The 25,459-nt window shown below is 52.5% G+C and carries 24 protein-coding genes; 13 read left to right on the plus strand and 11 right to left on the minus strand.

All coding sequences use genetic code 11. The features are described 5' to 3' along the window. The first annotated feature begins 96 nt into the window (after positions 1–96). Complete coding sequence (locus E0L35_RS16300) at positions 97–1,614, plus strand: DNA cytosine methyltransferase (protein WP_138800870.1); 1,518 nt, start codon at positions 97–99, stop codon at positions 1,612–1,614. 381 nt (positions 1,615–1,995) lie between these two features. Here E0L35_RS16300 and E0L35_RS16305 read toward each other — a convergent pair whose 3' ends face one another. From E0L35_RS16305 to E0L35_RS16320, 5 genes are all read right to left on the minus strand, one after another. Beyond that, complete coding sequence (locus tag E0L35_RS16305; RefSeq protein WP_138800871.1) at positions 1,996–2,607, minus strand: lambda exonuclease family protein; 612 nt, start codon at positions 2,605–2,607, stop codon at positions 1,996–1,998. Between the two features lie 37 nt (positions 2,608–2,644). Then, positions 2,645–3,400 (minus strand): ERF family protein, encoded by a 756-nt coding sequence (locus E0L35_RS16310; protein ID WP_138800872.1) that lies wholly within the window; start codon positions 3,398–3,400, stop codon positions 2,645–2,647. A 23-nt stretch (positions 3,401–3,423) separates the two neighbouring features. Continuing rightward, complete coding sequence (locus E0L35_RS26300; RefSeq protein ID WP_171051175.1) at positions 3,424–3,594, minus strand: hypothetical protein; 171 nt, start codon at positions 3,592–3,594, stop codon at positions 3,424–3,426. A gap of 121 nt (positions 3,595–3,715) precedes the next feature. Then, positions 3,716–4,684 carry a DUF932 domain-containing protein gene (locus tag E0L35_RS16315; RefSeq protein WP_138800873.1) on the minus strand — a complete coding sequence of 323 codons (969 nt, stop codon included), beginning with the start codon at positions 4,682–4,684 and terminating at the stop codon, positions 3,716–3,718. Between the two features lie 81 nt (positions 4,685–4,765). Continuing rightward, positions 4,766–5,104 carry a hypothetical protein gene (locus tag E0L35_RS16320; RefSeq protein WP_138800874.1) on the minus strand — a complete coding sequence of 113 codons (339 nt, stop codon included), beginning with the start codon at positions 5,102–5,104 and terminating at the stop codon, positions 4,766–4,768. 155 nt (positions 5,105–5,259) lie between these two features. Here E0L35_RS16320 and umuD point away from each other — a divergent pair, with 155 nt between their 5' ends. The 4 genes from umuD to E0L35_RS16340 all read left to right on the plus strand — a co-directional run bounded on the left by umuD (position 5,260) and on the right by E0L35_RS16340 (position 8,594). After that, complete coding sequence (gene umuD, locus E0L35_RS16325; RefSeq protein WP_138800875.1) at positions 5,260–5,706, plus strand: translesion error-prone DNA polymerase V autoproteolytic subunit; 447 nt, start codon at positions 5,260–5,262, stop codon at positions 5,704–5,706. Continuing rightward, complete coding sequence (locus E0L35_RS16330) at positions 5,703–7,001, plus strand: Y-family DNA polymerase (RefSeq protein WP_138800876.1); 1,299 nt, start codon at positions 5,703–5,705, stop codon at positions 6,999–7,001. The genes umuD and E0L35_RS16330 overlap by 4 nt, the downstream gene beginning before the upstream one ends. Before the next feature lie 143 nt (positions 7,002–7,144). Next, complete coding sequence (locus E0L35_RS16335) at positions 7,145–7,681, plus strand: hypothetical protein (protein ID WP_138800877.1); 537 nt, start codon at positions 7,145–7,147, stop codon at positions 7,679–7,681. Between the two features lies 1 nt (position 7,682). After that, on the plus strand, positions 7,683–8,594 hold the full coding sequence (locus E0L35_RS16340; RefSeq protein WP_138800878.1) for a Kiwa anti-phage protein KwaB-like domain-containing protein: 912 nt from the start codon (positions 7,683–7,685) through the stop codon (positions 8,592–8,594). A gap of 103 nt (positions 8,595–8,697) precedes the next feature. On the opposite strand, the gene E0L35_RS16345 is transcribed toward E0L35_RS16340, so the two are convergent. From E0L35_RS16345 to E0L35_RS16355, 3 genes are all read right to left on the minus strand, one after another. Further along, complete coding sequence (locus E0L35_RS16345; RefSeq protein WP_283241542.1) at positions 8,698–10,041, minus strand: site-specific integrase; 1,344 nt, start codon at positions 10,039–10,041, stop codon at positions 8,698–8,700. A gap of 129 nt (positions 10,042–10,170) precedes the next feature. Continuing rightward, positions 10,171–11,049 (minus strand): YicC/YloC family endoribonuclease, encoded by an 879-nt coding sequence (locus E0L35_RS16350; protein ID WP_138800879.1) that lies wholly within the window; start codon positions 11,047–11,049, stop codon positions 10,171–10,173. Positions 11,050–11,154: 105 nt separating this feature from the next. Next, positions 11,155–12,171: a substrate-binding domain-containing protein gene (locus tag E0L35_RS16355; RefSeq protein ID WP_009286319.1), complete on the minus strand. Its 1,017-nt coding sequence runs from the start codon at positions 12,169–12,171 to the stop codon at positions 11,155–11,157. 300 nt (positions 12,172–12,471) lie between these two features. Between E0L35_RS16355 and E0L35_RS16360 the strand changes: the two genes are divergently transcribed. From E0L35_RS16360 to E0L35_RS16380, 5 genes are all read left to right on the plus strand, one after another. Further along, positions 12,472–13,455: a substrate-binding domain-containing protein gene (locus E0L35_RS16360; protein WP_039857817.1), complete on the plus strand. Its 984-nt coding sequence runs from the start codon at positions 12,472–12,474 to the stop codon at positions 13,453–13,455. 76 nt (positions 13,456–13,531) lie between these two features. Beyond that, positions 13,532–15,019 carry a sugar ABC transporter ATP-binding protein gene (locus E0L35_RS16365; RefSeq protein ID WP_212751695.1) on the plus strand — a complete coding sequence of 496 codons (1,488 nt, stop codon included), beginning with the start codon at positions 13,532–13,534 and terminating at the stop codon, positions 15,017–15,019. Further along, positions 15,012–16,010, plus strand: coding sequence for an ABC transporter permease (locus tag E0L35_RS16370; protein ID WP_138800880.1), 999 nt, complete (start codon positions 15,012–15,014; stop codon positions 16,008–16,010). Before E0L35_RS16365 ends, E0L35_RS16370 begins: the two co-directional genes overlap by 8 nt. After that, positions 16,007–16,999 carry an ABC transporter permease gene (locus E0L35_RS16375; protein WP_138800881.1) on the plus strand — a complete coding sequence of 331 codons (993 nt, stop codon included), beginning with the start codon at positions 16,007–16,009 and terminating at the stop codon, positions 16,997–16,999. Before E0L35_RS16370 ends, E0L35_RS16375 begins: the two co-directional genes overlap by 4 nt. Positions 17,000–17,011: 12 nt before the next feature. After that, positions 17,012–18,568: an FGGY family pentulose kinase gene (locus E0L35_RS16380; RefSeq protein WP_138800882.1), complete on the plus strand. Its 1,557-nt coding sequence runs from the start codon at positions 17,012–17,014 to the stop codon at positions 18,566–18,568. A 122-nt stretch (positions 18,569–18,690) separates the two neighbouring features. On the opposite strand, the gene E0L35_RS16385 is transcribed toward E0L35_RS16380, so the two are convergent. Further along, positions 18,691–19,575 (minus strand): serine hydrolase, encoded by an 885-nt coding sequence (locus tag E0L35_RS16385; protein WP_041157441.1) that lies wholly within the window; start codon positions 19,573–19,575, stop codon positions 18,691–18,693. Between the two features lie 703 nt (positions 19,576–20,278). Here E0L35_RS16385 and rph point away from each other — a divergent pair. Beyond that, complete coding sequence (gene rph / locus E0L35_RS16390) at positions 20,279–21,001, plus strand: ribonuclease PH (protein WP_170834128.1); 723 nt, start codon at positions 20,279–20,281, stop codon at positions 20,999–21,001. A 127-nt stretch (positions 21,002–21,128) separates the two neighbouring features. Here the strand turns inward: rph and E0L35_RS16395 are convergent, their stop codons facing one another. Then, positions 21,129–21,896, minus strand: a complete 768-nt coding sequence (locus E0L35_RS16395) for an exodeoxyribonuclease III (protein WP_009286323.1) — start codon at positions 21,894–21,896, stop codon at positions 21,129–21,131. A gap of 141 nt (positions 21,897–22,037) precedes the next feature. Here E0L35_RS16395 and pyrE point away from each other — a divergent pair, with 141 nt between their 5' ends. Beyond that, a complete protein-coding gene (gene pyrE, locus E0L35_RS16400; protein WP_138800883.1) occupies positions 22,038–22,703 on the plus strand; it encodes an orotate phosphoribosyltransferase in 666 nt (221 codons plus the stop codon). Here pyrE and E0L35_RS16405 read toward each other — a convergent pair whose 3' ends face one another. Continuing rightward, a complete protein-coding gene (locus E0L35_RS16405; RefSeq protein ID WP_022521067.1) occupies positions 22,704–23,174 on the minus strand; it encodes a tRNA (cytidine(34)-2'-O)-methyltransferase in 471 nt (156 codons plus the stop codon). A gap of 110 nt (positions 23,175–23,284) precedes the next feature. Here E0L35_RS16405 and rep point away from each other — a divergent pair, with 110 nt between their 5' ends. After that, positions 23,285–25,354 (plus strand): DNA helicase Rep, encoded by a 2,070-nt coding sequence (rep, locus tag E0L35_RS16410; RefSeq protein WP_009286326.1) that lies wholly within the window; start codon positions 23,285–23,287, stop codon positions 25,352–25,354. Positions 25,355–25,459: the final 105 nt, after the last annotated feature.

Raw genomic sequence — 25,459 nt, forward strand, 5'->3', positions numbered from 1 at the left:
AATATCGCGTGTTAATCAGTGCATGGATGCTCAGATAATGATGTGGCATCGCTGTAATTGTCGGAGCCAGAGTCATTGCTAAGTTGGTGAAATTTAATGTGTTTGTTTATACAGCAAAAAATCGAAAGGCTCCGACAGGGGCAGTCGCCGCGTGTTTTGGATCTGTTTGCCGGTTGCGGTGGCATTTCTTTGGGCTTCCAGGCCGCTGGGTTTGAGAATATTGGTGCCGTAGAACTTGATCCACCCGCCGCAAAATCACATGCTATGAATTTCCATACCGGTGCTTCGGATGAGCTGAAGCAGATTCATACTAAAGCGCGTGACATCACAGAAATTGAACCAGCAGACCTGTTGCAGGATTTTGGACTTCAGGGAGATGCTCGCAGTCATGTTGATGTGATTGTTGGTGGTCCACCTTGCCAGTCATTTGCACGTGTTGGCCGAGCTAAGCTTCGTGAAATAGCTAAGCATCCAGAAGCATTCCTGAATGACCCACGTGGAAATCTTTATCTTCGCTATCTGCATTATTTAAACGAGCTCAAGCCTTTGGCGATCTTGATGGAGAACGTTCCAGATGTACTCAATTACGGTGGCCATAATATTGCTGAAGAAGTTTGCGAGGCCCTTAGAGATTTAGGTTATAACGCGCGATACACGATGCTGAATGCTGTTTTCTATGGTGTTCCCGAAATGCGTGAACGCATGTTTCTTATTGCGTACCAGGACGAGCTAGAGTGCTCTGACTGGTTCCCTGAGCCGAGCCATTGGATAGACCTCCCCCCTGGATATCATGGTTCACGCCAAGTTGCGATGAAGACAGTTAAGAGAAACCTTCAAGACGATCAAAAACAGTTTTTCGTTGATCCACCTGAACCTGAGCAGAGCGACTTATCGTTGGCGGTAACTGCTGAGCAAGCCCTTTCCGATTTGCCTTTCATTAATGATGACTCTCCACTCAAGCTTGGGAAAGCCACCAGACGTTTTGATAGAGCTGATAATTACTCTTGTGCACCACGCAATAGATTTCAGCAACAGATGCGTTTTTGGGAAGGCTTGGGAACTCGAGAAACCATTGCGGATCACGTTATTCGCTACCTGCCGAGAGACTATAAAATCTTTGCCCGCATGCAGCCAGGAGATCAATACCCTGAGGCGTTTCAATTGGCCACTATCATGTTTGAGGAAGAGCTAGAACGAATCAAAGTTAAAGAAGGTGTAGAGCTAAAGGAAAATATGCCTCGCTATTATGAAGTCAAAAAAGCATTTGTGCCTCCTTATGATACGGGAAAATTTCCAAACAAGTGGCGCAAAATGGAAGCTGACAAGCCTGCCAGAACGCTTATGGCCCACCTTGGCAAAGATAGCTATTCACATATCCATTATGATAGTCGTCAAGCACGTACCATCTCGGTTCGAGAAGCTGCACGGCTGCAGTCGTTCCCTGATAGTTTCGTATTTCAAGGGCCAATGAATGCGGCATTTCGCCAAATTGGTAATGCTGTACCTCCTCTCATGGCTAAGGCTTTAGCAGAGCAAATCCGGTCGACTCTAACTCAAGCATTGAATATACGAAGGACCAACATTGGTCTTGCAGCAGCAACGGCAGTTATTTGAGCAGGAAATTAAGAGTGAACCTCTCTGCACCTAAGAAACTCACTATCATAAAATATTTGGTGATTCTAACAGCGCCATAATCAAACCGGGTATTAAGATCGGCGACATTCAAAGGTGGTGAAAGCGATTTTGGGCCTTACTACAGGATCCATTAGACTCTAAGGCACGAACCATCAATTAAAGTACATAGCGAAAAGCTCTTGGTCATGGCCATTATGCCAGTTTCAGTGACCGGCCCTGTCATGTGATAGGTGCCCGCCACTTCTCCAGTTTTAAGTTTGGAAGGAGTCATTTTTCCTCAAAAAAATAAAAAATGCCGGGGTGGTGGCCCCAGCATTTATGTCGTTAATGGTGAATGGGTGTTGTGGTTAAGTGGGCAGTTCACGCCGCCATCACTTGACTCATGCGCCGCTCCATCTCTTCATGAAATGCTTCGACTCGCTCGGCGATGGTGCGAATCATGATGTCATCACGATAAGCGCGCTTGATAAACAGCGGCATGCCCGGCCAGTAGCTCACAAAGTCGATCCACTCCCGTTCGCTGACCCACAGCCCGCCCTGGCACTGGGGCACGTGCTCATCGGGTATTTCACCGTTGAGCAGCACCTCAATCTGGAACTTGGGTAGCTTTGTTTTGATTTCCAGCAGGCCGTTAGCGCCTACTAAGCTATCGGGGGAATAACCCACGTTGTGGTTCAGGATAATGCCCACTTCGTGCGGCTTGGGTTCACCAGTGGTATCGCAGTAGAGCGCACGGGCAACGCCTTCCAGCGTATGCCCACGACGGGTATGCGCGTTGCCTTGAAACGGCTCGGCCAGTTCGCCGGTTATGCGCTCGCCTATTAACTGGTGCATGTAGGTAATGGCCCCGGTGCCCAACCCACCAGGGCCTTTGCCCTTAACCAGTAGTGACTTTAGCTCCGACATGGTGACGCGCCCTAAGCGCGCCGCCAGCCACTCAGGGGAGCCTTGGGGCATATTGAGCATCTGCATGAATGCCTCCTTTACTCAGATAGGGTTGGTACGCCGTTTACTTAACGGCTCGCTTGGAGAGGGATGCCCGGAGCTTGTCGAAGTCGGACTGTGGTACTTGCACAGCTGAGCCGTACTTGCCGCTGAACCACTCCTGGGTTGTGACGGGGCACTGGCTAATCAGTCGCTGGATCTGTCCCGCCTGAAAGGGCGTGACTAGCTTGATGCTCGCTTTGGTACTGGTCTTGCCATTGTCATCCTGGCCTCGCGTCGTGATGTTGAGTAGGGCGCAGAGCACGTAGCGCTTGCCATAGCTGGTGGAAGAGCCAAACGCCTGCACCGCGTTCTTGTTACCGCTTAAATCGGCGGGAAGCAGCATACTGGTTTCTTCACGGTGGCCATCCTTATGCATCAGTACACCGGTGATCTGAATACCGCGTTCCTGGGTTTGAATACGAAAGCTCACTGCAAAGCCATGCTTTTGCATAATGGGGCGCACGGTATCGACGATATCTTCCAGCGTGGCGTAGCAGCCGTTATTGGTTTGCCCACGCTCTTCAATGCTGGGGAGTTCGGTCTGCATGGCTGCCATGGCCGCGCTATAGGCCATCATGGCCTGGCGATCCATGACCCGCTCCTGCATTTGTAGCAAGCGCTCCATTTTGTCGATATCGACGTCCGGGTTGAGCGCCGCACGCTCAATCACCTGGATAATGGCCGTGCTCTCCGCATGATGGGTGGTGGGTGCTGCAGGAACGGCTTGTAAAGAGGATGCAGACGTCTCGTGATTTACCACATTAGTTTTGGTGGCCATGACTAGGCTCCTTCAATAGAGGGTTACAAATCGGCGGGAAGCTCGCTGGGAGGAACGGGACATAGGTGCAGCTCGGTGCGATACAGCTGTCCTTTTGCCATCACGTAGGTCTCGGCATAGGTTTGTTCCTGGGTAAGCAGTCGTTCCGTCAGTTGGGTTAATGCGATATCTAAATCGGGGCTAATAGAGGCCATGGTGTGCTCCATGTAAAAAGCAAAAAGCCCAGCCTTGTAGGGGCTAGGCTTATCGCACTATTCAATGAGGGGTAAGATAAAAACTAAGAAAAACAGCAGTAAAATAATGAGAAACAGCATGTCAGCTCACCAGGGCAAGGGCTGTTTGCAATGCCTCCTGCTTCAACTGAGCCCCTTGGCCGAACCACGCTGAATCCAGTCGGGTATCGTTGCTACGCGCCCGCTTGTCGTGATCCACGTACTCGGTGACCGCATTGAGCAAGCCCCAAGCGGTGTCTTTGGCCGTGTCGAGGTGGGAACCGCGGCCTTCGCCGTGGTAGAGCTTCTGTACCTTGTTAAGTGCCCGGTAGTTAGGTAGCTTGGAAGGGTCATCTATTGGCTTATCGATACCGCAGAGCACCGACTGGAAATACTGTTGTGCCTCGCGGTGGTCGATCTTGCGTTCAGCTAAGGCCTTCATGCGGTACATGAAGTCGTTCCACTGGGAAACAGAAATACCCAGCTGGCTTTTTACTGCACGGGGATCGAACTCTGATCGATGGGGCACTTTCACCGCCTGCGACGTACCATCGACGGCGATCTGCAGCGTGTTGTTACACACCACCCGCACAGTAGTCGGTGTCGCCATAGTCGCTAAGGTGCCATCGCAGGAGGTGGCCAACAGCAGGTAGTCGTTGATCTCATCCTGGCCTTTCAGCGATGTGCTTAAGCCACTGCGTGCCAAGGCCCAGAACTTACGCCCACCTTTCAGCACGCCAGCGGTTTCCAGTTCATACCCGGCGTATTCCGTCAGGTCGCGGTAAAACTCCAGTATCTCCTCGGGCTGCACCACCTTATAGCGCTGGGATACGACCGATAGCGGCGCCTTGGTATCCGAACGATAAAGTACCTTCTGCTCGGGGAACGAGTGAATGCTACCCAAGTGACTGGCTCCCTCGGCAATAAAACGCACCGGAGCTTCTTCAATATGCCAGTTCATTCCGGCCTGCTGCTGCCAGACTTCTAACGGTTGTTGAGGTGATAGCTGTTGCCCCAGGCCGTGCCAAGGGGTAGCGCCGACGTAGGCCATTTGTTCAACGAGATGAGCCATGGGTAAGTCTCCAAACATAAAAAAACGCTGACGAATCGCCAGCGCTATGGGTTGAGGTAGTAAAGGCAGAGCCAGTCGCAATCAGTGAACGGCGGCCAGCGGTGGATGGGACTGTCGAAACGAATGCCCACAGGCGAGACACAGCCAGGGAGTGCCGGGGCTAGGTGGCAGCCACTGCATAAAGAGTGACGTCGTAATCCGAACGCCTGACTGGCCACCGGTAACCGCACCTATCATGGCGGCCGGCAGTTTAGCGAGCGGAAAACGCGCCGTTGCGAGTGATAACGTTTGGGTAGCCGCAGTAGCGCGTAAGGCACCTATCGCGCCGCCCACAAGGCCCCCGCTGACAACGCCTATGCGTTGGGCGGTATCAAGATTGATCAGGCGTGTAGCGGCACAGCGTTTACATTTTGGGGGCATTAGCAACACTCCTAGGTGACACAAAGCGATTCATGGGGTGGATTCATAGGAGTGATATAGTTCTGAAAGTTTTTAGCGTTGACTCTTAAAGGGTTGCTTGGCTAGCCCTCTTTACTGATACTGTTTATGCATACAGTAAAAAGGAGAAGCCTTTCATGTCATTGAACGTTTCACTGCTGGGTCGGGCAGATGCCGTGGCCTCGTCACTACCATTACCGCTCTATTCAACCGCCGTGCGCGCCGGATTTCCTTCGCCCGCCGATGATCACTTGGATACCGAACTTGATCTGCACCGCTACGTCGTTAAACGACCTGCTTCAACCTATTTTGCGCGTGCGGAAGGGTATTCAATGGTTGGGGACAGCATTCACCCTGGGGATTTACTGGTGGTAGATCGCAGCCTGGAAGCGCTGCCTGGTCGGATTGTCGTTATCTGCGTGGATGGGGAAATGACCGTTAAGCGTCTGGAGCGCGTTGGCCAGCGTACTTACCTCAAAGCAAGCAATCCTAATTTCAAGCCGATTCCCCTAGATGGTCGCGAATCCCAAGTCTGGGGCGTAGTGACCGATGTGATTCACAATCTGCTGAGGTCGCTGCCGTGATTGCACTCGTTGACTGCAACAACTTTTATGTCAGTTGCGAGCGCGTCTTTGATCCAGCGCTGGAAGGGCGCCCAGTGGGGGTGCTATCGAATAATGATGGTTGTGTCGTTGCCCGCAGCAATGAACTCAAAGCCCTGGGGGTTGAGATGGGGACTGCCATGCACTTGTTACCGCCCGCGATACGCCGCCAAGCCGTGCTGCTGTCCAGTAACTATGCGTTGTATGGCGATATGTCCCAGCGGGTGACCGAGGTGCTAGGCGAGTTTTCACCGCATGTGGAGGTGTATTCCATTGATGAAAGTTTTGTCGGGTTTCAGGGCTTCGACCCCGATACGCTGGAGGCACGGGGCCAAGCCATGCGCGATACCGTTCGGCAGTGGACGGGCATACCCGTATGCGTGGGGTTTGCACCTACCCGCGTATTGGCCAAAGTGGCGAACCAAGCGGCTAAAAAACATCCCGCCTACAATCAGAACGGGGTGTGTAAGCTGACCGCTGATAGTGAAGCGACCAAAGCATTGTTAAAGCAGTTGCCGGTGACAGAGCTGTGGGGGGTGGCACGCCGCACCGGTGAACGTTTAAGAGTGATGGGTATTGAGACCGCATGGGAACTACGCGAGGCAGACCCTAAGCGTATTAGGGGGCGATTTAGTGTGGTGCAGGAACGCATCGTATGGGAGCTACGCGGGCAGTCCGCCATACAGCTCGATGACATGAGCCTACCCAAGCAACAGATTATGGTGTCGCGTTCATTCGGCAGGCTAACCGGCAACCCCCATGACTTACGCGAAGCCTTAAGACAGCATGCCGCCAGGGCAGCTGAAAAGCTACGTAAACAGAACAGCGTCACCAGCGCCGTGATGGTGTTTGTGCGTACCAACCCATTCCGTACCGATTTACCGCAATACCAACAGCGTGTGGTTGTCTCACTAGAGAGGCCCACCGATGATAGCCGCGACATCATCGCAGCGGCGATCCAAGGTCTACGGCGTCTCTGGCGCAAAGGATATGCTTACCACAAAGCAGGCCTCATGCTGCTCGACCTTTCCCCCAAGGCCAACCGGCAGCTAACTCTCACCGAAACCCCGCAAACTGATGAAGAGGCCAAGCGCAGCGAACGCCTGATGGCGACAGTAGACAAGCTAAATCGCGAGTTGGGTAAGGGGACGGTACAGCTGGGCCTACCCCGTAAAGGCAATGCATGGGCGCTGCGCAGTGAGCGACGGACACCGCGATACACTACAAATTGGAAAGAACTATTAGTAGTTAAGACAGACCAGCTATTTATTAAATAGGGTAACACTAAAAATTTTCTTAACCGGGTTGAATTTTAAAAAAATTTACAGCATATTAAGGTAATTAATTAATAAGCTAATAATATTTATTTTAATTTATTCAGCCTTAATATTAACTAAAAACTATCTAGGAGGGCATAGCAATGAAGCGACCAAAGGAGCCCTTCCTTTTCTTAAGAATTATGATGGCTGTAAGCAGTTTGTCACCACTTTTTATATTGATAGCTGCAAAAGGATCTGAATTAATAAAGGATATAATTCTTTTTCCTGCTTGCTTAACTCTAACCACACTTCCAACTTTTTTCTTAGTTTTAAGATTTTATATATCATCCAAAAATGAAGACAGAGTTGTTCTAGAAGTAAATCATGTTGAAAACAGTAGGGATCATTTATTAATATATCTGTTTGCTGTATTAGTCCCTCTTTTTCAAGCTGACCTAAATTCTGTAAGAAGTATTTTTCTTCTTATTTCAGTTTTTTCTTTTGTTTTATTTCTATTCGTACATCTTAGACTTTACTATGCCAACGTTTTTTTTGCTGCGCTAGGCTATAAAGTATACACACTAACATTAAGTAACGGGAGACGTGTAGCTCTTTTAAGCAAAAGAGAAAAGATAGAGACTAGCAGGGTAACCGCTACAAGAATTACAGACTTCTTATACACAAGCGTGGGGGAATAAAATGATATTCGATATTAAAAACATAACTTCTATTGAATTTTCGATAAAAACTGAACATAGGAATGACGACGGGAAAATTGTTGAAGAATTTTATAGAATATCAACAGATAGGCAAGTAAAAATAATGTTAAAAGAGTGCCTAGAAACCACTCTTAAAGCTTTTCCTTCTCCAATAGAAGGTATAGATGAATTTGAAATATCAGAAAAGTATTCTGAAAAAGATCGCTTTAAGACACATCTAATTAGCCATCTGAGAGCTAAAGAAATATTCGAAGAAGATCCTAGTGGCAATATATTTATGTCACACATACCTAAAGAATCTATTCAATACTACCGTGTAGATTACACTGACTCTAATGGACATAGGATTTCAGGTATTAGAAGAGCATCGTATTTTAAATCGTTATTAAAGAATAGAAATAGATTAGTACGATTTTATGATGATTCTCTATGTGCAGTAAAAGATGAATTTTTTAAACTTGATAATGACTTTGATTTTATATCGCATGGTGAGATAGTTTATGTTTTAAGACCCAGAGTTTTTGAGTCTATGGTTTTGCCTGATGACGAAGTAACTAATTCAGCTTTAGCAAAACTATATTTATTAGAGGATAGCTTGGGTTATGTAAATTTTGAATCAATTAAAAATGCTGTTAATAGCTATAAACGTGCAGCTCGTCTGGTTTTTGCAGTATCACAAAGGACAGACATAGACAGTATTGATAAAGAGAAAGTCGTTTATTATGCAGGTAGCTCAAATGTAGGAATAGATGTAGATGAATCTGGGGTTATCACTCCTAAAGATGGTCAAGAAATTGATTTTTTAGAAATGCTGGACAGACGTATCTATAATGTAGAGTTTATAGAAGGAGAAACAGAATCTTACAGAGCATACAGCCGAAAAAGAAGATAAGGCAGTCCTAGCTTAGCTTCTTTTTACTGAAATATTAAAAAAGGTGCTCTGGCTATGCCAGAGCATTTTTATATTTAACAAGTCATAATCAAAAAAAATGGAATTAACTATAGTTTTCAATAATGGGTGCTATCAGATCTGCCACCTTTATAAGGGCCTGCTTCCGCTCTTCGTAATAGTCATAACGGTCATAAATACCTTCTACTCCCTTGAGCTTGTGATTTAAGCAGCGCTCAGCAACATGGCCCGGTACACTTGAAGCAGCCAACAAGCTGCGACAGGTACGACGTAAGTCATGAACGGTAAACTCGGTGAGGTCGCCCATTTTGTTCTCAGGCTGCTTCTGCTTGCCTGGTTCCTTACCAAATAGCTTGGCGATAGCTCGGTTCAGTGTGTCCTTGCCCATATGGGGCTGCTTACTGCTACGGCGGCTAGGAAACACATAAGGCGAGCCACAAGCACGCACCTTCAGCTCCTCCAGCCAAACGATAGCTTGTGGAGGGAGGGGTATCGCAATTCCAACCCCTGACTTGCTGCGTTCGCCTGGTAAATCCCATTTTGCATCACTTAAGTCGAATTCTGACCACTTGGCCTCTGTAAGCTCTGTTTTGCGTACCCCTAAAACGACTAGCAAAGCGCATGCGAGATAGTTATCACGGGTAAAGCTAGTACGATTTTCTCTGAAAACAACAAAGACATTACTGAGTTCATCCGTACTTAGTGCCCTATCACGGCTTTTCTCGACCCCACCCGCATCGTTGACGTTAAAAGCTGAAGCAGGGTTATATGTAATCAGACCTAGCTTGATGCCGTGGTTAAATAGCTGCTTCAAATACATCAAGGCATCATTTGCAATGGTGGGCCGACCGCTGCTGGTCACGCTTCTGACGATGGCACGTACATCCATTGGCGTAACGCTATCCAGTGTTAGAGAACCGATGGTGGGAGCAATATCTCTTTCAAATACGCGTTTCGGGATGTTGGGATGCTTGAGGCGCTTTTCTAAATCTTGGTACCAATCATCGAACAGGTTCTGCACCGTGTTGATCGTTTTTTGCTCATCACGCCTGCGCTCTGCAAGGGGATCGGTACCGCTTCGGATAGTTTTCTGGGTCTCGACTACTTGTTCACGGGCTTCAGCCAAAGAGAGTTGGGAGTACTTACCAAGCGTCATACCACGGCGTTTACGCGCGAAGGTGTAACGGTACATCCAATAGGCAGCCCCTGCTCTAGGAATCATCAAATACAGGCCGTTTCCGTCACCATAGCGCCCCGGCTTACCTTCCCTGATCAGCGACTGGACTTTCTTAGCAGTAAAACTCACCATTCTCCTTCCCCGGCAGCGCTTCAAAAAATTTTCAACGTATAAGGAGGAGAATAGAGCAATAGCGTTTTGAGTGGGTAGTACTTTTACAAAATACCGTTCATTTTGATGGGCAGTATGCATTTTACTACCCAATAAACTACCCACTTACAGGTGGCTTAAGCCGGATCCAAGGAGACCAGCATAGACAAATAATAATTAAAAAACATTTTAAAACAATATTTTATATAACACCACGGCCCACTATAGACACTACTCAATATTCTGAATCTGCTCCCGCATCTGCTCAATCAGCACCTTCAACTCCACCGCACAGCGTGTCGTCTCAGCCACCACGGATTTTGACGAGAGCGTGTTGGCTTCGCGGTTGAGTTCCTGCATTAGGAAATCCAGGCGGCGGCCTTTGGGGCCTTTCTGGGCGAGCTGGTGGCTCACTTCTTCTATATGCGCGGTCAGGCGGTCTAGCTCTTCATCCACATCAGCTTTTTGCGCCACCAGTACCAGTTCGGCTTCCAGGCGCTGCGGGTCGAGTTCAGTTTTGGCAACTTCCAGGCGTTCCAGCAGTTGGGCGCGTTGGCGTTCCAGAATCTGCGGTAGCAGGCTGCGCACGGTGGCGACCTGTTCGCTTACGGCGGTCAGGCGGGTGGTGATCATCTCGGCGAGCTTTTCCCCTTCACGGGCACGGGCGTCAATCAGCTCATCCAGCGCTTGGTCAAACAACGCTTTGGTAGCGGCTTTGATGGCATCCTGATCGAGATGTTGGGTTTCCATCACGCCGGGCTGGTTGAGTAGCGCAAGTGTGGTGGGCGGCACGGCGCTGGGCACTTGCTGCTGTATGGCGGTTAGCGCATCAGCAATGGCGGCTAAGCGGACGCTGTTAACGGCGGGGGCTTGGGCGGTTTCGGCGCTCTCAAAGCGAACACTGCATTCGACTTTGCCACGGGCTAAACGGGTGCGCAGCGCTTCACGCAGCACTGGCTCTAAATCACGCAGGCTTTCATGCAGGCGGAAGTGAGGCTCTAAATAGCGCTGATTCACCGAGCGAATTTCCACCTGCAGCGTGCCAAACGGGGCAGCCTGCTCGGTGCGGGCAAAGGCGGTCATGCTGTGTACGCGGCTGGAAGTGACCATGTTTCATCCTGATAGTGAATAACGGTGTATAAAGCATTGCCAACAGTCGTGTCTAAATGGCTAGCCTATTCATTCGATTCAGTAAATGCTGTGCGAAAGAGCGTATCAAACACCCATTATTTCTGGCTGAACCTCTATGAGCAGACGGGAATCCCGCGGTGGCGTATCAATCAGCTCGAAGACGCGGTCGATCATCTCGATCACATTTTGCCGAACCATCATCAAACGCGGATGAAAGGCAGCGGCCAGGGGATCCCAGTCAAAACAACCAAAAATAATGTCATCTAGATAATAGCCATTTAGCTGTAACCCACGAACGATGCCCTCAAGAGAAATCGTGGAGTTGACGAACATAGCGCTGGGCAGAGTAGACCGATTACGCATGTATGTTGCCAACGCAGCCTGAGCCTTATCGGCAGCATAATCGCAGGGGAGGATATTCTCTTCCGCCGTCGCCAGTCCCACTTCCTCTCTCGCTTGCTTGAAGCCGGCAATACGCTCGCGGGTATTGTGATCCTCATCACGGCCGCCAATAAATAGCACAGGGTCATCACTGCGCTTCTCTTCAGCAAGGCGGTTGAGGATGGCATGGGTAAGCTGTCGCGCGCCATCACGGTTATTGGAAATCACCGACGGGGCCTTACTGCCAGGAAGGTCGAGATTAATGCTTTGCACGCCGCTCTCTGCACACATCTGCGCAATCGTATCTGGATCCGTTGCGCCGGTGCATACCAGGCACTCGACACGGTAAGCCAGCATCATACGGGCTGCTTCGCACTCTTGCTTGGGATCTCGATTCGTACACGAAACAATCGCAAACAGCCCCCGTCGACGTGCTTCTGATTCGAAGTGTTGGGCTATCGAACTGAAATAGCGGTTGTCGTACAACGGCAGGATCATGCCGATGATACCTGAGCGTTCGCGCCGCAAGGCACGGGCCTGCATGTTGGCCGAGTAGCCTTCCGACTGGGCGAGCGAAAGAATTTTGCTGGCAAGTTTCTTGCTGATGCGACGGCGCTGCCAAGTGCCGTTGAGCACGGCACTGACGGTACTGGGCGATGTTTCTGCCAACCTCGCCAGGTCGTAAATAGTCAGCCGCTTGGATGAAGAGTCGCTAACCACGTGGCAGCTCCTTGCGATTAGATAAAAGTAGCATTGACGTGATGATGCAATAGATCAATCCTACGCTATGCACAACCGATTGTGCATTCTCGACTAAATGACAATAACGATAGCGATGACGCATCGCTTAGGCACCACTCAACGTATCCAGCACTGTGTAAAGCTCCTATGCATTGTGAGGCTCGGAAGCGTCTGCGCCATTTTATTTGACCATGACGCAACGTACAGCAGCACTATTAAAGCGCTTCAATGCACTCTATTCCACTGACTGGGTCAGCCAACAGCAAGCAGGAAATCACAATGAAATACAAAGCACTTCTTACCGCAGCTACGCTAACAGGCATTATCGGCAGCACCGGCGCAATGGCTCAGGAGTCTCCTACGATTGCCGTGGTCGCCAAGGTGGGTGGCATCCCCTGGTTCAATGCCATGGAAATGGGCATCGAACAAATGGGTGAAGAGCTTGGAGTAGAAGCCTATATGGTAGGCCCCACCAGCGCTGACCCTGCCCTGCAGGTACGTGCGATAGAGGATCTGATCAGCCGTGGCGTTGATGTCATTGGTGTTGTCCCGAATGATCGCGAGGTTCTTGAGCCGGTATTGGAACGAGCACGTGATCAGGGAATTATCGTACTGACCCATGAAAGCCCCGAATCGGTCAACATCGACTACGACTTTGAAATGATTTCAGCGCAGCAGTTAGGTGAAGAGCACGCCAAGCTATTGGCTGACACCACCGGCTGCGAAGGCTCTTATGCCGTTTACGTTGGCGGCCTCAGCGTGCCCGCTCATAACGCCTGGGCAGATGCTGCCGTGAGCTGGCTCGATGATAACTGCTCGGGCTTGACCCAGGCCGCTGATCGTTTTGGCGTGGCCGAAAGCGTCGATGACAGCCGCAACACCACCCTGGACTTGCTGCGTGCCCACGAAGATTTGGCCGGCATCATGTCATTTGGTAGCCAGGGAACCATCGGCGCTGCTCGGGCCGTGAAAGAGCGGGGGCTGGAAGGGGATGTGGCCGTTATGGGCCTGTTCTCTCCTGGCCAGGGGCGCCGTCTGGTGCACGAAGGTGTGATTACCGGTGGTTTCCAGTGGAGCCCTCTGGACGCGGGCAAAGCGTTCGTTGCCCTGGGTGAGATGCTCTATAACGGCGAAGAGATTACCGATGGCGCCGAATTGCCGGTACTGGGTGAAATTACCCTGGATGGCAAAACGATCTTTGCCTCACAGCCACTCAAGCTGAGCAAAGATACCGTGGATGAGCTGGCAGAGCTCGGCCTGTAAGACTGCGCTTATTGATCGTGTAAAGGCTGCCGCGCTCCTGATGAGCGCGGCAGTGATGTTGAGAGAGGAGCCTCCAATGGGCGATATCGCGATTCGAGCGCGTCACGTTAGCAAGATTTTCGGTCAAAGCCGGGTGCTCGATGATGTCGAATTCGAACTTCGCCGGGGTGAGGTGCTTTGCCTTGCAGGTGAAAACGGTTGTGGCAAAAGCACGCTCATTAAAATTATTAACGGCGTATACACGCCTGAAGAGGGGGTAGAGCTTTCGTTTGGCGATGAAACGCTCTCTGCCATTAGCCCGATAGAGGCGCGCAACCGGGGCATCCATGTGATCTGGCAAGATCTCGCGCTGTTCCCGCACCTGACCGTTGCGGAAAATATCGTCTTCGATGACTACGTTGCCAAGCCTTGGCGGCCTATTTCCTACAAAGATGCGCTGACGCAATCCCGCGAGATCATTCAGCAGTTTGGCCTCGACCTGGATCCGATGGCCCGTGTTGAAGACCTTTCGATTGCCCATCGTCAACTCGTTGCGATTTGCCGCGTGCTGCGTGCAGGGGCCAGTATCATTTTTATGGATGAGCCCACCGCCTCGCTTACCTATAAAGAGGTGCAGACACTGCTGGGCATTACCCGCTCACTGGCGGCGAAAGGCATTTCCATTGTCTTGGTCAGCCACCGGCTGGTGGAAGTGTTGGAGGTGTGTCAACGGGTCACCGTGCTCCGCAACGGGAAGTTGGTCGGCACCTACCCCACCGAGGGGATGACCCAGGCACGACTTTCAACCCTGATGACCGGGCTTGAACTTGAGTTTACCCCTCGTGCTGAAACACACCAAGGAGCCCCGGTACTGGAGCTTAAAAACTTAAGCCGTGAAGGGGAATTTGAAAATGTCTCTTTCACCCTGCATCGCGGTGAAATTCTTGGCCTGACGGGTTTGCTGGGCGCAGGGCGTACCGAAATAGCCCACACGATTTTTGGGATGACCCAGCCCACTTCAGGGCAGCTGCTAAAAGAGGGTCAACCGCTGACGCTTCGCTCCAACCGCGATGCCGTGCGCCATCGCATTGCCTACCTCTCTGAAGACCGACTCAATCTTGGCCTGGTGCAAAACCAATCCATCAATATGAATACCGCAGTGACAGTACTACCAAAACTGGAAAAACCGCGCTTCTTTCTCTCCCCTCAGCGCATCAAGGTACTGACCGCCCACTGGATTGAGCAGCTTAAAACCAAGGTGAGTGATGCCGAGCTTGCGGTATCCTCATTATCCGGTGGTAACCAGCAACGCATTGCACTCGCCAAATGGCTAGCCACTGAACCCGACGTTCTCATTCTTGACTGCCCGACGATTGGCGTCGATGTAGGCGCCAAAGCCGGTATTTTCGACATCATCAGAAATCTTGCCGACCAGGGCATGGCCATCATTCTGATTTCGGATGAAGCAGGAGAAATCTGGATGAACGCAGACCGTGCGCTCGTATTGCGCGAGGGGCGCATCTACTCCGAGGTCATACCTGCGGAGACCACGGAAGAAGCGCTGGAGGCGATCATCAATGCATAAACGACTGCTAAACAGAAGGATCGGCACTGAAGGTACTCTATTGAGTATCCTCATGCTGCTGTGCGTAATGTTGGCACTAGCGACCGACAGCTTTCTTACCTTTCAGAACCTGTTCGACCTGCTTAACAATCAGTCGGTCAATATCATCTTTGCAGTGGGCCTGGTCGTCGTTCTGATTGCGGGTGGGATAGATATTTCCTTCGCAGTGGCGGCATCCGTGGTGCAGTACGTGGTGCTGTCACTGCTGATGAATTACCTGGGCGGGGGCAATTGGTTACTTGGCATCCTGCTTTCGATGCTGGTTGGCATGTTACTGGGACTCTTCAATGCGCTGCTGATCCACCGCTTCCGAATTGTTTCGATCATCGTCACCATCGGCACATTTAACCTGTTTTTCGGCCTCTTGATGTACTTCACCAGCGGGGTATCCATCTACGATATTCCCGATTGGCTCTACTATTCAGTGCCGCTGCTTGACCTACCCGCCGAACGTGGATCAGCCACGCTCTACTTACCTGCAGCTGTCATGGTGGTGATGGTAATACTCACCTGGTTCATTCTGGCCCGTACCGGTTTTGGACGCGCGATCTACGGTTTCGGATCAAGTCCCGAGTCAGCTCGCCGCTCTGGCGTGAGCGTCTGGAAGATCCATGCCTTTGCCTACGGCTGGCTGGGGCTATGCGCGGGGGTGGCGGGTCTGATGCAGGCTCATATCGTACAAGAGGTCGTGCCTAACGCCTTGATAGGCCAGGAGTTGCCCATTCTGGCAGCTGTCGTCCTCGGCGGCGCAACCTTGGGTGGCGGGCGTGGCTCAGTGCTCGGCGCCGTACTGGGTGTACTGCTTCTCGCCGTTGTCCAAAACGGCCTGAACCTGCTGGGCGTCACTCCTTACGCCTTCCGCATGATTGTCGGGCTGATTATCTTGATTGCGATCACCACCAGCAACCTCGGCAACCTGTTGCCCCGCACCACCAAGGCGAGGAACGTATGAATAAGCGCCTGAATAAACAGCCCTCCACGGCCAGGCTCCGCCTGGGGGGCGATAGCATTGAAGTGGCCGCCATGACGGCTCTGCTCATCGGCAGTATTGGACTCTTCTCGCTATTGGCACCGGGCTTTCTGACCGCCACTAATTTTGGCTCGATGTCGATGCAGCTGCCGGAGCTGGGGTTACTCTCACTGGCGATGCTGCTACCCATTATTTCCGGCGGCCTGAACCTCTCGGTTACCTTTACCGCCAATATCGCAGGGCTGATGACCGCCTGGCTGGTACAGGGGTTACTGGCGGGCATGGGCATACTAAGCGTTCCCATGGCGATTATCGCCGGGCTTGCCGTCGGCGCTGCCGCAGGCTTTTTGATTGGCGTTATCGTTGCCTATGTGGGCGCCCACCCCATTTTGGTTTCCCTTGGGGCAATGATCTTTCTGCAGGGTGTGGGTGAGTTTTTAACCCGCGGTGGCGGTATTTCAGGCATGCCGGAGGTATTTCAAACCATCGGCAGCGGCAGTTTTCTGGGCATACCAATCCCCATGCTGATCTTTCTCGCCGCTGCCGCAGGGTTGATCTACATCATGCATTTCACCCGCACTGGCTTTTCGATTTATATGCTGGGCTCCAACTCTCGGGCGACGGAGTACTCGGGCATTAACGTCAAGCGCGTGCTGATCACCGTCTACACGATTTCCGGCATTTTGGCAGGGTTAGCGGGCATGGTGATGCTCGCCCGCTTTAACTCTGTACGTGTAGGCCACGGCGAGAGCTACCTACTGATTACGGTTTTGGCCTGTTTTCTGGCCGGGGCAAACCCCTTTGGTGGCTTTGGCCGCGTACTGCCACTGGTGCTGGGCTTGATGAGCCTGCAGGTAATCGCTTCCGGCATGAACCTGATGGGCGCCAGCCAGCATCTAGCCACCGCGGTATGGGGGGCTTTTCTAATTATTGTAATGGCACTACGTATGCCATTTATTAAACAGTCGTGAGTAAGGTTTTCCATGAGTCATCAAGAACATGTTCTAGGCATCGATATCGGTACGGGCAGCGCCCGGGCAGGCATTTTCACGCCGGATGGCGTGATGCTTGCCGAAGCGAAAACACCGATTGCAATGCATCGCCCTGCCGAGCATCACGTGGAGCAAAGCTCAACGGATATCTGGCACGCGGTATGCAGCGCGACCCAGCGCGCCCGCGAGGCTGCCGGTGTAGCGTCCGATTCCATCACCAGTATGTCGGTGAGCGCCACCTGCTCGTTGGTGCTCCTTGATAAACAGGATAAGCCTCTAGCGCTCTCACCGGGCGATGAGGCGTGGAATATCATTGTGTGGATGGATCACCGGGCAACCGCAGAAGCCGCTGAGTGCACGGCTACCCAGGCAGCGCCGCTGTGCAATCTGGGTGGTGTCATGTCTCCTGAGATGCAGATGCCTAAGCTCATGTGGTTGAAGCGGCACCGGCCCGAGCTCTATGCAAAGATCGGCTACGCTGGTGATCTAGGCGATTGGTTGGGCTTTAAATGCACCGGCTCTCTTGAACGCTCGGTCTGCATGCTCTCCTGCAAGTGGACGTTTGACCCACGCCCTGGTCATGGCTGGGATCACGACTTTCTAAAGCAGATCGATATGCAGGATGTACTCGAGTGCGCCCGCCTACCCGAACAAGCCCTTCCGGTGGGCGTAGCACTTGGGCAGTTGACCGAAGAAGCCGCCGATGACTTGGGACTGACGACTCGATGTACCTTCGCAGTGGGCATGATTGATGCCTATGCCGGTGCGCTGGGCACACTAGGCAGAAGCCTCGCTGATGCTCCCGAGCACCGCCTTGCCGTGATTGGCGGCACCTCCACCTGCCATATCGGCGCCCAGCCCGAACGGCGCGAGGTACCCGGTGTTTGGGGCCCTTATCCGGGGGCGCTATGCGATGGTTTTGTTGCCAACGAAGGGGGGCAAAGCATTACCGGTGCCCTTCTAGATCACCTGGCGGCACTATTTTCAGCCAGCAGTGAATTCGGCGACGATCTTCACGGCGCGTTATCAGACCTTCTACTCGAGCGCTTGGCATCCGGCGACCCAGCTCCTGACACCCATGTTTGTCCTGACTTCATTGGCAACCGCTCGCCATTGGCGGATCCGGAAATTCGCGGCACCATCACGGGATTGACCCTTGATACGCCTCGCGAGAGCTTCATCAAGGTCTATTGGGCGGCAGCCACCTCGCTGATTTACGGCACCCGTGCCATCATAGAGCGTATGAACGCCCATGGTTATGCCATCGATACCCTGCACCTCAGCGGAGGGCATGGACGTTCAGCACTGCTGCGCAAGCTCTATGCCGACGGTACCGGTTGCCGGGTTGTGCTGGCGGATGCGCCGGAACCCGTACTACTTGGAGTAGCCGTGGCGGCGCTCGCTGCTCAGGCCAATGGTGAGGTGCTCAGCGTTGCCAATGGCCTCACCCCAGGCGAACAAACATTAGAGCCCGACCAGGCAATGCAAGCGCTGCACACTGCGCGTTATACCGCTTTCAAGAAACTTTACGAAGGGCGTCTCAATTGACGCAACCAACCTACTTCATTGGATCATTACATGAGTAGCGCGTAGGTGTCCGAAATCCGTGAACAAAACATAAACATCGTTCCCACCCGGAGCGATGATTATTAGCGGTGCAAGGTACAGATTCAAACGGTGCCGCGTGCTAATTCATTACTGAGGTCAACCAATTTCAAATAGTCGTGGTATCGATCCTCTACTGTTGGTGATCCAAGCGATACTGAGACGCAGATCCCTCCGCTATTAGTTGCCGAAACAGATGCCAGGTTGAATATAGATGGCCACAGCGTGCCCGTTTTCCCACCAAGATATTGCGGAAGCGAGAATTCCGGTACAGCCCGGTGCGTTGAGGAGTGAAAAGCAGACTTTAAAACCAGCCTGCGCGGCACCGATCCCGTTATCCCAATAGCAAAAGCCTTGATCCCCCAAACCCTCGTAATCGGGCCATATATCAGACATTTCTTCACCAGCAATGATAAATCTCGGGCGGTAGATCGTTGTCCGCGTACCGCCAACCCGTGTGGGTTCAGGAATTGCGTTTTCGTCATCCCAAGATTTCGAGCGGTCGTGTTCATTTCCGCAACGAAGCGCTGCACGGCGTCGTGACTTGTGCCTGTCTTCGATCCCAGCATCATTTGACCAAATGTCCGCGCAATCAGATTGGCTGCTACATTTGATGACGGCACCAAAAGGTTAGCAATGCTGTCGCCGAGTGAAAGGCGGTCTCCTGCATGAAGGTTACGACCTGATCCTTCGACATCATCTTCAGAAACTATCTCTAGCTTGAAGCTTTTCGGCAACTGGAAATTACTTGCCATCTCGATGGCAACGACGGCCGTCATCAGTTTGACGATTGACGCAGGCGTCATTGCCTTGTCGGCATCCTTCTCATAGATGATGACATCAGAGCCAGTGGAGTTGCGAGGCAACTGCAAACAGATCGCACTTTTCGCGGCGAGATCGGGCGTAGGGCCTATTGATTTGCGTTCATCATACGGAGCGTGATTAGCCAATTCCGTTATTCCCTACTGTTGTCGTCAACGGTCACGAGGATTCAGATGACAAAGATGTCGTCTGCGCTCAGCGACGACGAATTTGTCAAAGTTGCAAACCAAAGCAGTCATCTCTCCGTTGCCATCCGGGTCGTAGGATAGGTGGTTAGCCCATGTCACGTTATCATTTGTGATTGCATCCGCGATTTCTTCAATTGTGGCGACGTAGTTTGGATCGAATGACATGATCTGTTGCCTCTGCTGCGAAATCGATAATGACCATACCAAAGCTGATTTTGCGCAAGGCTGGTTGCTTATGCAATGTTGGATAGGCGACGTTTCCCGCATTTTCTAGGGCGTAGTGGCTTGGCGATTTCCTTTCCCTTGGCTCCAAGCAAATACCACCAGAGGCCCATAAATCTTATAGCCACCGATTTCCTGCTCACCGAACACATCGCAGATATGGTGCTTTGTTGCCAATTTTGAGCCGCACAGCAGCTTCTATTCCTTGTTGCGTGAGACGGAAGTACCATCCGTCCATAAGTTCCTATTTCGCTAACGTATTTCGGACGCCTACGTACTACTCTTGAAACGCCCCTTTCAAGACGCTAGCTGGATGTTAAGCCCATCAGCGCACTCCCAGACGTGTACAATGGACGGCTTTTCCCAGTTACGCGTTTATCGAGAGGTAATATTTGTGAGCAGTGCTAAGCGTCCTGATGTTGTGCGCCCCAGTGGTCGCGAAGCCGACCAGCTCCGTGAGATTCGCCTGACCCGCGATTACACCCGTCATGCGGAAGGCTCCGTACTGGTGGAGTTTGGCGATACCAAAGTGCTGTGTAATGCCAGCGTAGAAGCCGGTGTGCCGCGCTGGCTGCGCGGCAAGAATCAGGGCTGGGTCACCGCTGAGTACGGCATGCTGCCCCGCGCCACTCACACCCGTAGTGGCCGTGAAGCGACCCGCGGCAAGCAAGGCGGTCGCACGCTGGAAATCCAGCGTTTGATTGGCCGTAGCCTGCGCGCCGCGGTGAATTTGAAGAAGCTGGGTGAGTTCACCATTACTGTGGATTGCGATGTGATTCAGGCCGATGGCGGTACCCGTACCGCGGCGATTACCGGGGGCTGCGTAGCACTGATCGATGCGATCCGTTATCTGCAACGCGAGAAGAAGATCAAGGGCGATCCCTTCAAGCAGTTGGTGAGCGCCATTTCCGTGGGTATTTATAAAGGCGTGCCGGTGTTGGATCTGGACTACCCGGAAGACAGCAAGGCCGATACCGACCTGAACGTGGTAATGACCGAAAGCGGCGAGCTGATCGAAGTACAGGGAACCGCCGAGGCCGGCGCCTTCACCCGTGCCGAGCTAAATGACATGCTCGACTTGGCCGAGAAGGCAGGCGATGCGTTACGTGATCATCAGCGTGAAGCGCTGGGTATTCGAGGGTAATGAAGGTGAGGTGTGAAGAGTAAGGCGTATAAAAACAACAGGCCAGCTAAATGCTGGCCTGTTGTTTGTCACCCCGGCTAATCAGCAAGGGTGACAGGCGACGCGGGAAAAGTTCGTTGCCTAGCGCCTAAAGCGCTAGGTCGTACTCAACGATTAGCGGTGCGAACTCTGAGAAGGTCGCATCGTAATCGATCCACGCGTCGACCACGTGGCGGCGGAAGTTGGGGCCGACTAACTGATAGTCGATCCGCCAGCCTTCCTGACGCTCACGAGGCACGTCTTGGTCAAGCTTCGGCCACCAGGTGTACTCACCTGCATCGCGGTTAATTTCGCGGAAGGTGTCGATAAACCCGGTGGGACCAAGCACCTGATCCATCCAGGCACGCTCTTCCGGGCGAAAGCCTGAGGTCAGTTGATTATCCGACCAGTTGGCCAAATCGACGGTTTTATGGGCAATATGCCAGGTACCGCAGAGGATGTATTCGCGGCGTTTGCGCGACATCTTCGTCAGGTACTCCTGATATTGCTCCATAAACGCCTGTTTGGCTTTTTGGTCACTTCCGTCAGGCATCAGGAAGGAGACGATACTGAAGCGTTCATAATCCGCCTGCAGAAAACGTCCTTCATGATCACACTGTGGAAACCCAAGGCCATACATAATCGCCTTGGGAATTTTGCGGCAATAGAGTGCCACACCGGAGAAACCGTCCTCTTCGGCATCCAGGAAATAGCCTTCATAGCCTTCCGGATACAGAATGTGGTCACCCAGTTCAAAACTTTTTGCCTTGATGTTCTGCACGCAGACCACGTCGACATCCTGCTGAGCCAGCCAGTCCAGGAAGCCACGATCGACGGCATCACGAATACCATTGACATTGATGCTGGCAATTTTCATAAATCGTCCCTTTTGCGTCGCTGCTGTATGATACCCGACGTTTAGACGTTTGGGTAAAGGCAGCTAGTAAAACTTGCCATTTACCCCACTTTTATTGTTGCTTTCGTACTGATTTAAACCTACCGCCTAGTGAGGAATGCCGTGGCCACCACTCTACAACCCTACCAGCGCGATTTCATTGCCTTTGCCATTGAGCAAGGCGTGCTTAAGTTTGGCGAGTTTACGCTTAAATCTGGCCGCGTTAGCCCCTACTTTTTCAACGCAGGGCTGTTTCAAACCGGTCGTGCGCTGGCCAAACTGGGGCGTTTTTACGCCCAGGCGATTGTCGATAGCGGCTTAAACGCCGACGTTCTGTTTGGCCCGGCGTACAAAGGTATCCCACTGGCGGCAGTCACCGCGGCGGCACTGGCCGATCATCACGACCGGGATATGCCCTACGCCTTCAACCGCAAAGAGGCTAAAACCCACGGAGAAGGCGGCAATATTGTGGGCGCACCGCTTGCTGGCGATATTTTGATCATTGATGACGTGATTACCGCGGGCACCGCGATTCGCGAAGTGATGACGCTGATTGAGCAGAGCGGTGCTCAGGCCGCCGGGGTAATTATCGCACTCGACCGTCAAGAGCGCGGCCAGGGCGAGCAGAGCGCGATTCAGGAAGTGCAGGCTCAGTATGCCATGCCGGTGGTCAGTATCGTCACCCTGGAGCAAGTGCTCACTTACTTGGAAGAGCATGCCGGTGGCGAAATGCTCGCCTACGCTGAAGCGATCAGGGCTTATCGTGGCCGCTATGGGATTACCAACTGATTAGACTTGCAGCGCGCCAGCGAACCCTTGCTGGCGCCACGCTTCGTAGCTCACAATAGCCACGGCGTTGGAAAGGTTTAGGCTACGGTTGTTCGGCTGCATGGGCAGGCGCAATTTATGCTCCGAAGTTAGCGCTTCATGCACCTGGGGTGAGAGCCCAGCGGTTTCAGAGCCAAACAGCAGTACATCGCCTGGGGCAAAGTCCGCATCGCTGTAGGTGCGGGTTCCCTTGGTAGTGATCGCCCAAATGCGCCGCCCCTGCATGGTTTGCTGAAAGGCGCTAAAATCGGCGTGGCGAGTGACGTTGTCGAGGTCGCGGTAATCCAGCCCGGCGCGACGCAGCTTTTTCTCTTCCAGGTCGAAGCCAAGCGGCTCAATCAGGTGTAACCGGCAGCCATTGTTGGCAACCAAGCGCATGATATTGCCCGTATTGGGCGCCATGCGCGGTTCAAAAAGCGCTACTTCAAACATCTCCACCTGCCTGTTTATTATGCATTCGCCAAGCGGACGATTGTACTTGAAACCGTACTTGAAATCGTAATTGAAACCGCCTGCAACTCTCGTAGAGGACGACCGACGCCATGACGCCCGCAACGCCCAAGAGCATTCTTAGCCGCATCAAAGGGCTAAACCCGCGCCAGCAGGAAGCCGTGCGCTACATTGATGGCCCTTGCCTGGTGTTGGCGGGTGCAGGTTCCGGTAAAACCAGCGTTATCACCACTAAAATTGCCTATTTGGTGCAAGAGTGTGGGATGAGCGCGCGCAGAATCGCCGCGGTGACCTTTACCAATAAAGCCGCCCGAGAGATGAAAGAGCGCGTGGGCCAGATGCTCCACGGCAAAGAGGGCCACGGGCTGACGGTCTCTACATTTCACACCCTGGGGCTGAATATTATCCGTGGCGAGCTTAAAACCCTGGGCTATAAACCGGGCTTTTCGCTATTTGACCCGGAAGACGCCAAAGCACTGCTGCGCGATTTGATGAATAAAGACGCTCAGGTGGACGCCGAGCAGATCAACGCCGTGCAGAGCAAAATTTCCACCTGGAAGAACGACTTGGTGCTACCCAGCGATGCGCTCTCGTTTGCGGCTGATGACGATGAGCACTTTGCCGCTCGGGTGTATGAAGCCTACGTACGCCATTTAAAAGCCTACAACGCGGTGGATTTCGATGATCTGATTCTGCTGCCGGTGGTACTGCTCAAGAACGATACGGAAGCACTAGAGCGCTGGCGGCGCAAAATCCACTATATGCTCGTCGATGAGTATCAAGACACCAACGTCTCCCAGTACCTGCTGGTGAAACTGCTGATGGCGGAGCGCTCCACCTTTACCGTGGTAGGCGACGATGACCAGTCGATCTACGCCTGGCGCGGTGCACGCCCTGAAAACCTGATTACCCTGGGTGAGGATTTCCCACGCCTGAAAGTCATCAAGCTGGAGCAAAACTACCGCTCTACCGCCACGATACTGCGCGCCGCCAACACACTGATCGCCAATAACCCCCACGTTTACGAGAAGACACTATGGTCTGATATGGGCGACGGCGCGCCTATTCGAGTAATCGTGAATCGTCATGAAGAGGCGGAGTCTGAGCGGGTCGCCAGCGAAATGCTCACCCGGCGTATCAAGGAAAAGGCCGAGTGGCGAGACTTTGCGGTGCTTTATCGGGGCAATTTCCAGGCCCGCTTGTTAGAGCTTAAGCTGCAGCACTACCAAATTCCTTACAAGCTCTCCGGTGGTACGTCGTTTTTCTCGCGCAACGAGATTAAAGACACCATGGCTTACCTGCGCCTGCTGATTAATCCCGCCGACGACAACGCTTTTTTGCGCATTGTGAACGTGCCACGCCGCGAAGTGGGCCCTGGAACGGTAGAGAAGCTCGCCAACTATGCTACAGAACGCTCAATTTCGCTGTTTGCCGCCTGCCATGAGCTTGGGTTGGAGCAAGTATTACCGACCCGAGCCGTGGAGCGGTTGTCGCGCTTTACCCACTTTATCGACGGCGTGCGCAAGCGCATGGATCAAGGCGATGCCATTGCCGCCATTCGCGACATGCTGCGGGATATGGATTACGAAGCCTGGCTGTATCAAAACGCCAGCGCGCCCACCGTCGCCGAACGTCGCATGGCCAACGTGTGGATTCTAATCGACCAGCTAGAAAAATCCCTCAACCGCGACCCAGAGGACGATACCGATTCCACCGAGACCGAAACCGACGGCGTAGAAGCGGCTATTTCACGCTTGGTACTGCGCGATATTCTGGAGCAGCAGGCGGAAGAGGATGACTCGGATAGAGTACAGCTACTCACCATGCACGCCTCAAAAGGCCTGGAGTTCCCCCACGTCTATTTAATGGGCTTGGAAGAGGATCTACTGCCTCACCGCAACGCCATCGAAGTAGGCACTGTGGAGGAGGAGCGGCGGCTGGCCTATGTGGGCATTACCCGGGCGCGGCGCACGCTAACGCTGACGCTTGCCCGCCAGCGCAAAGCCTACGGTGAACTGATGGACTGTACGCCCAGCCGCTTTTTAGACGAGCTTCCCGGGGAGGATTTGGAGTGGGAAGGTCGTGCCGATAAAGAGGATCCGGATAAGAAGCAGGCCCGCGGTAAAGACGCCATTGCCGGGCTGCGTTCGCTGCTGGGGTGATAAAGCGGGAGTTATAAAATTAGGCTTTTAAAAAAAGAATATCCACAGGGCGGCGACTAAAACACCCTGTGGATAAATTTACCAAGCTAAATCATTGCTGCTTAC

Source organism: Halomonas sp. ATBC28 (assembly GCF_005937175.1).
In the GTDB taxonomy this organism is placed as follows: Bacteria; Pseudomonadota; Gammaproteobacteria; order Pseudomonadales; family Halomonadaceae; genus Vreelandella; species Vreelandella titanicae.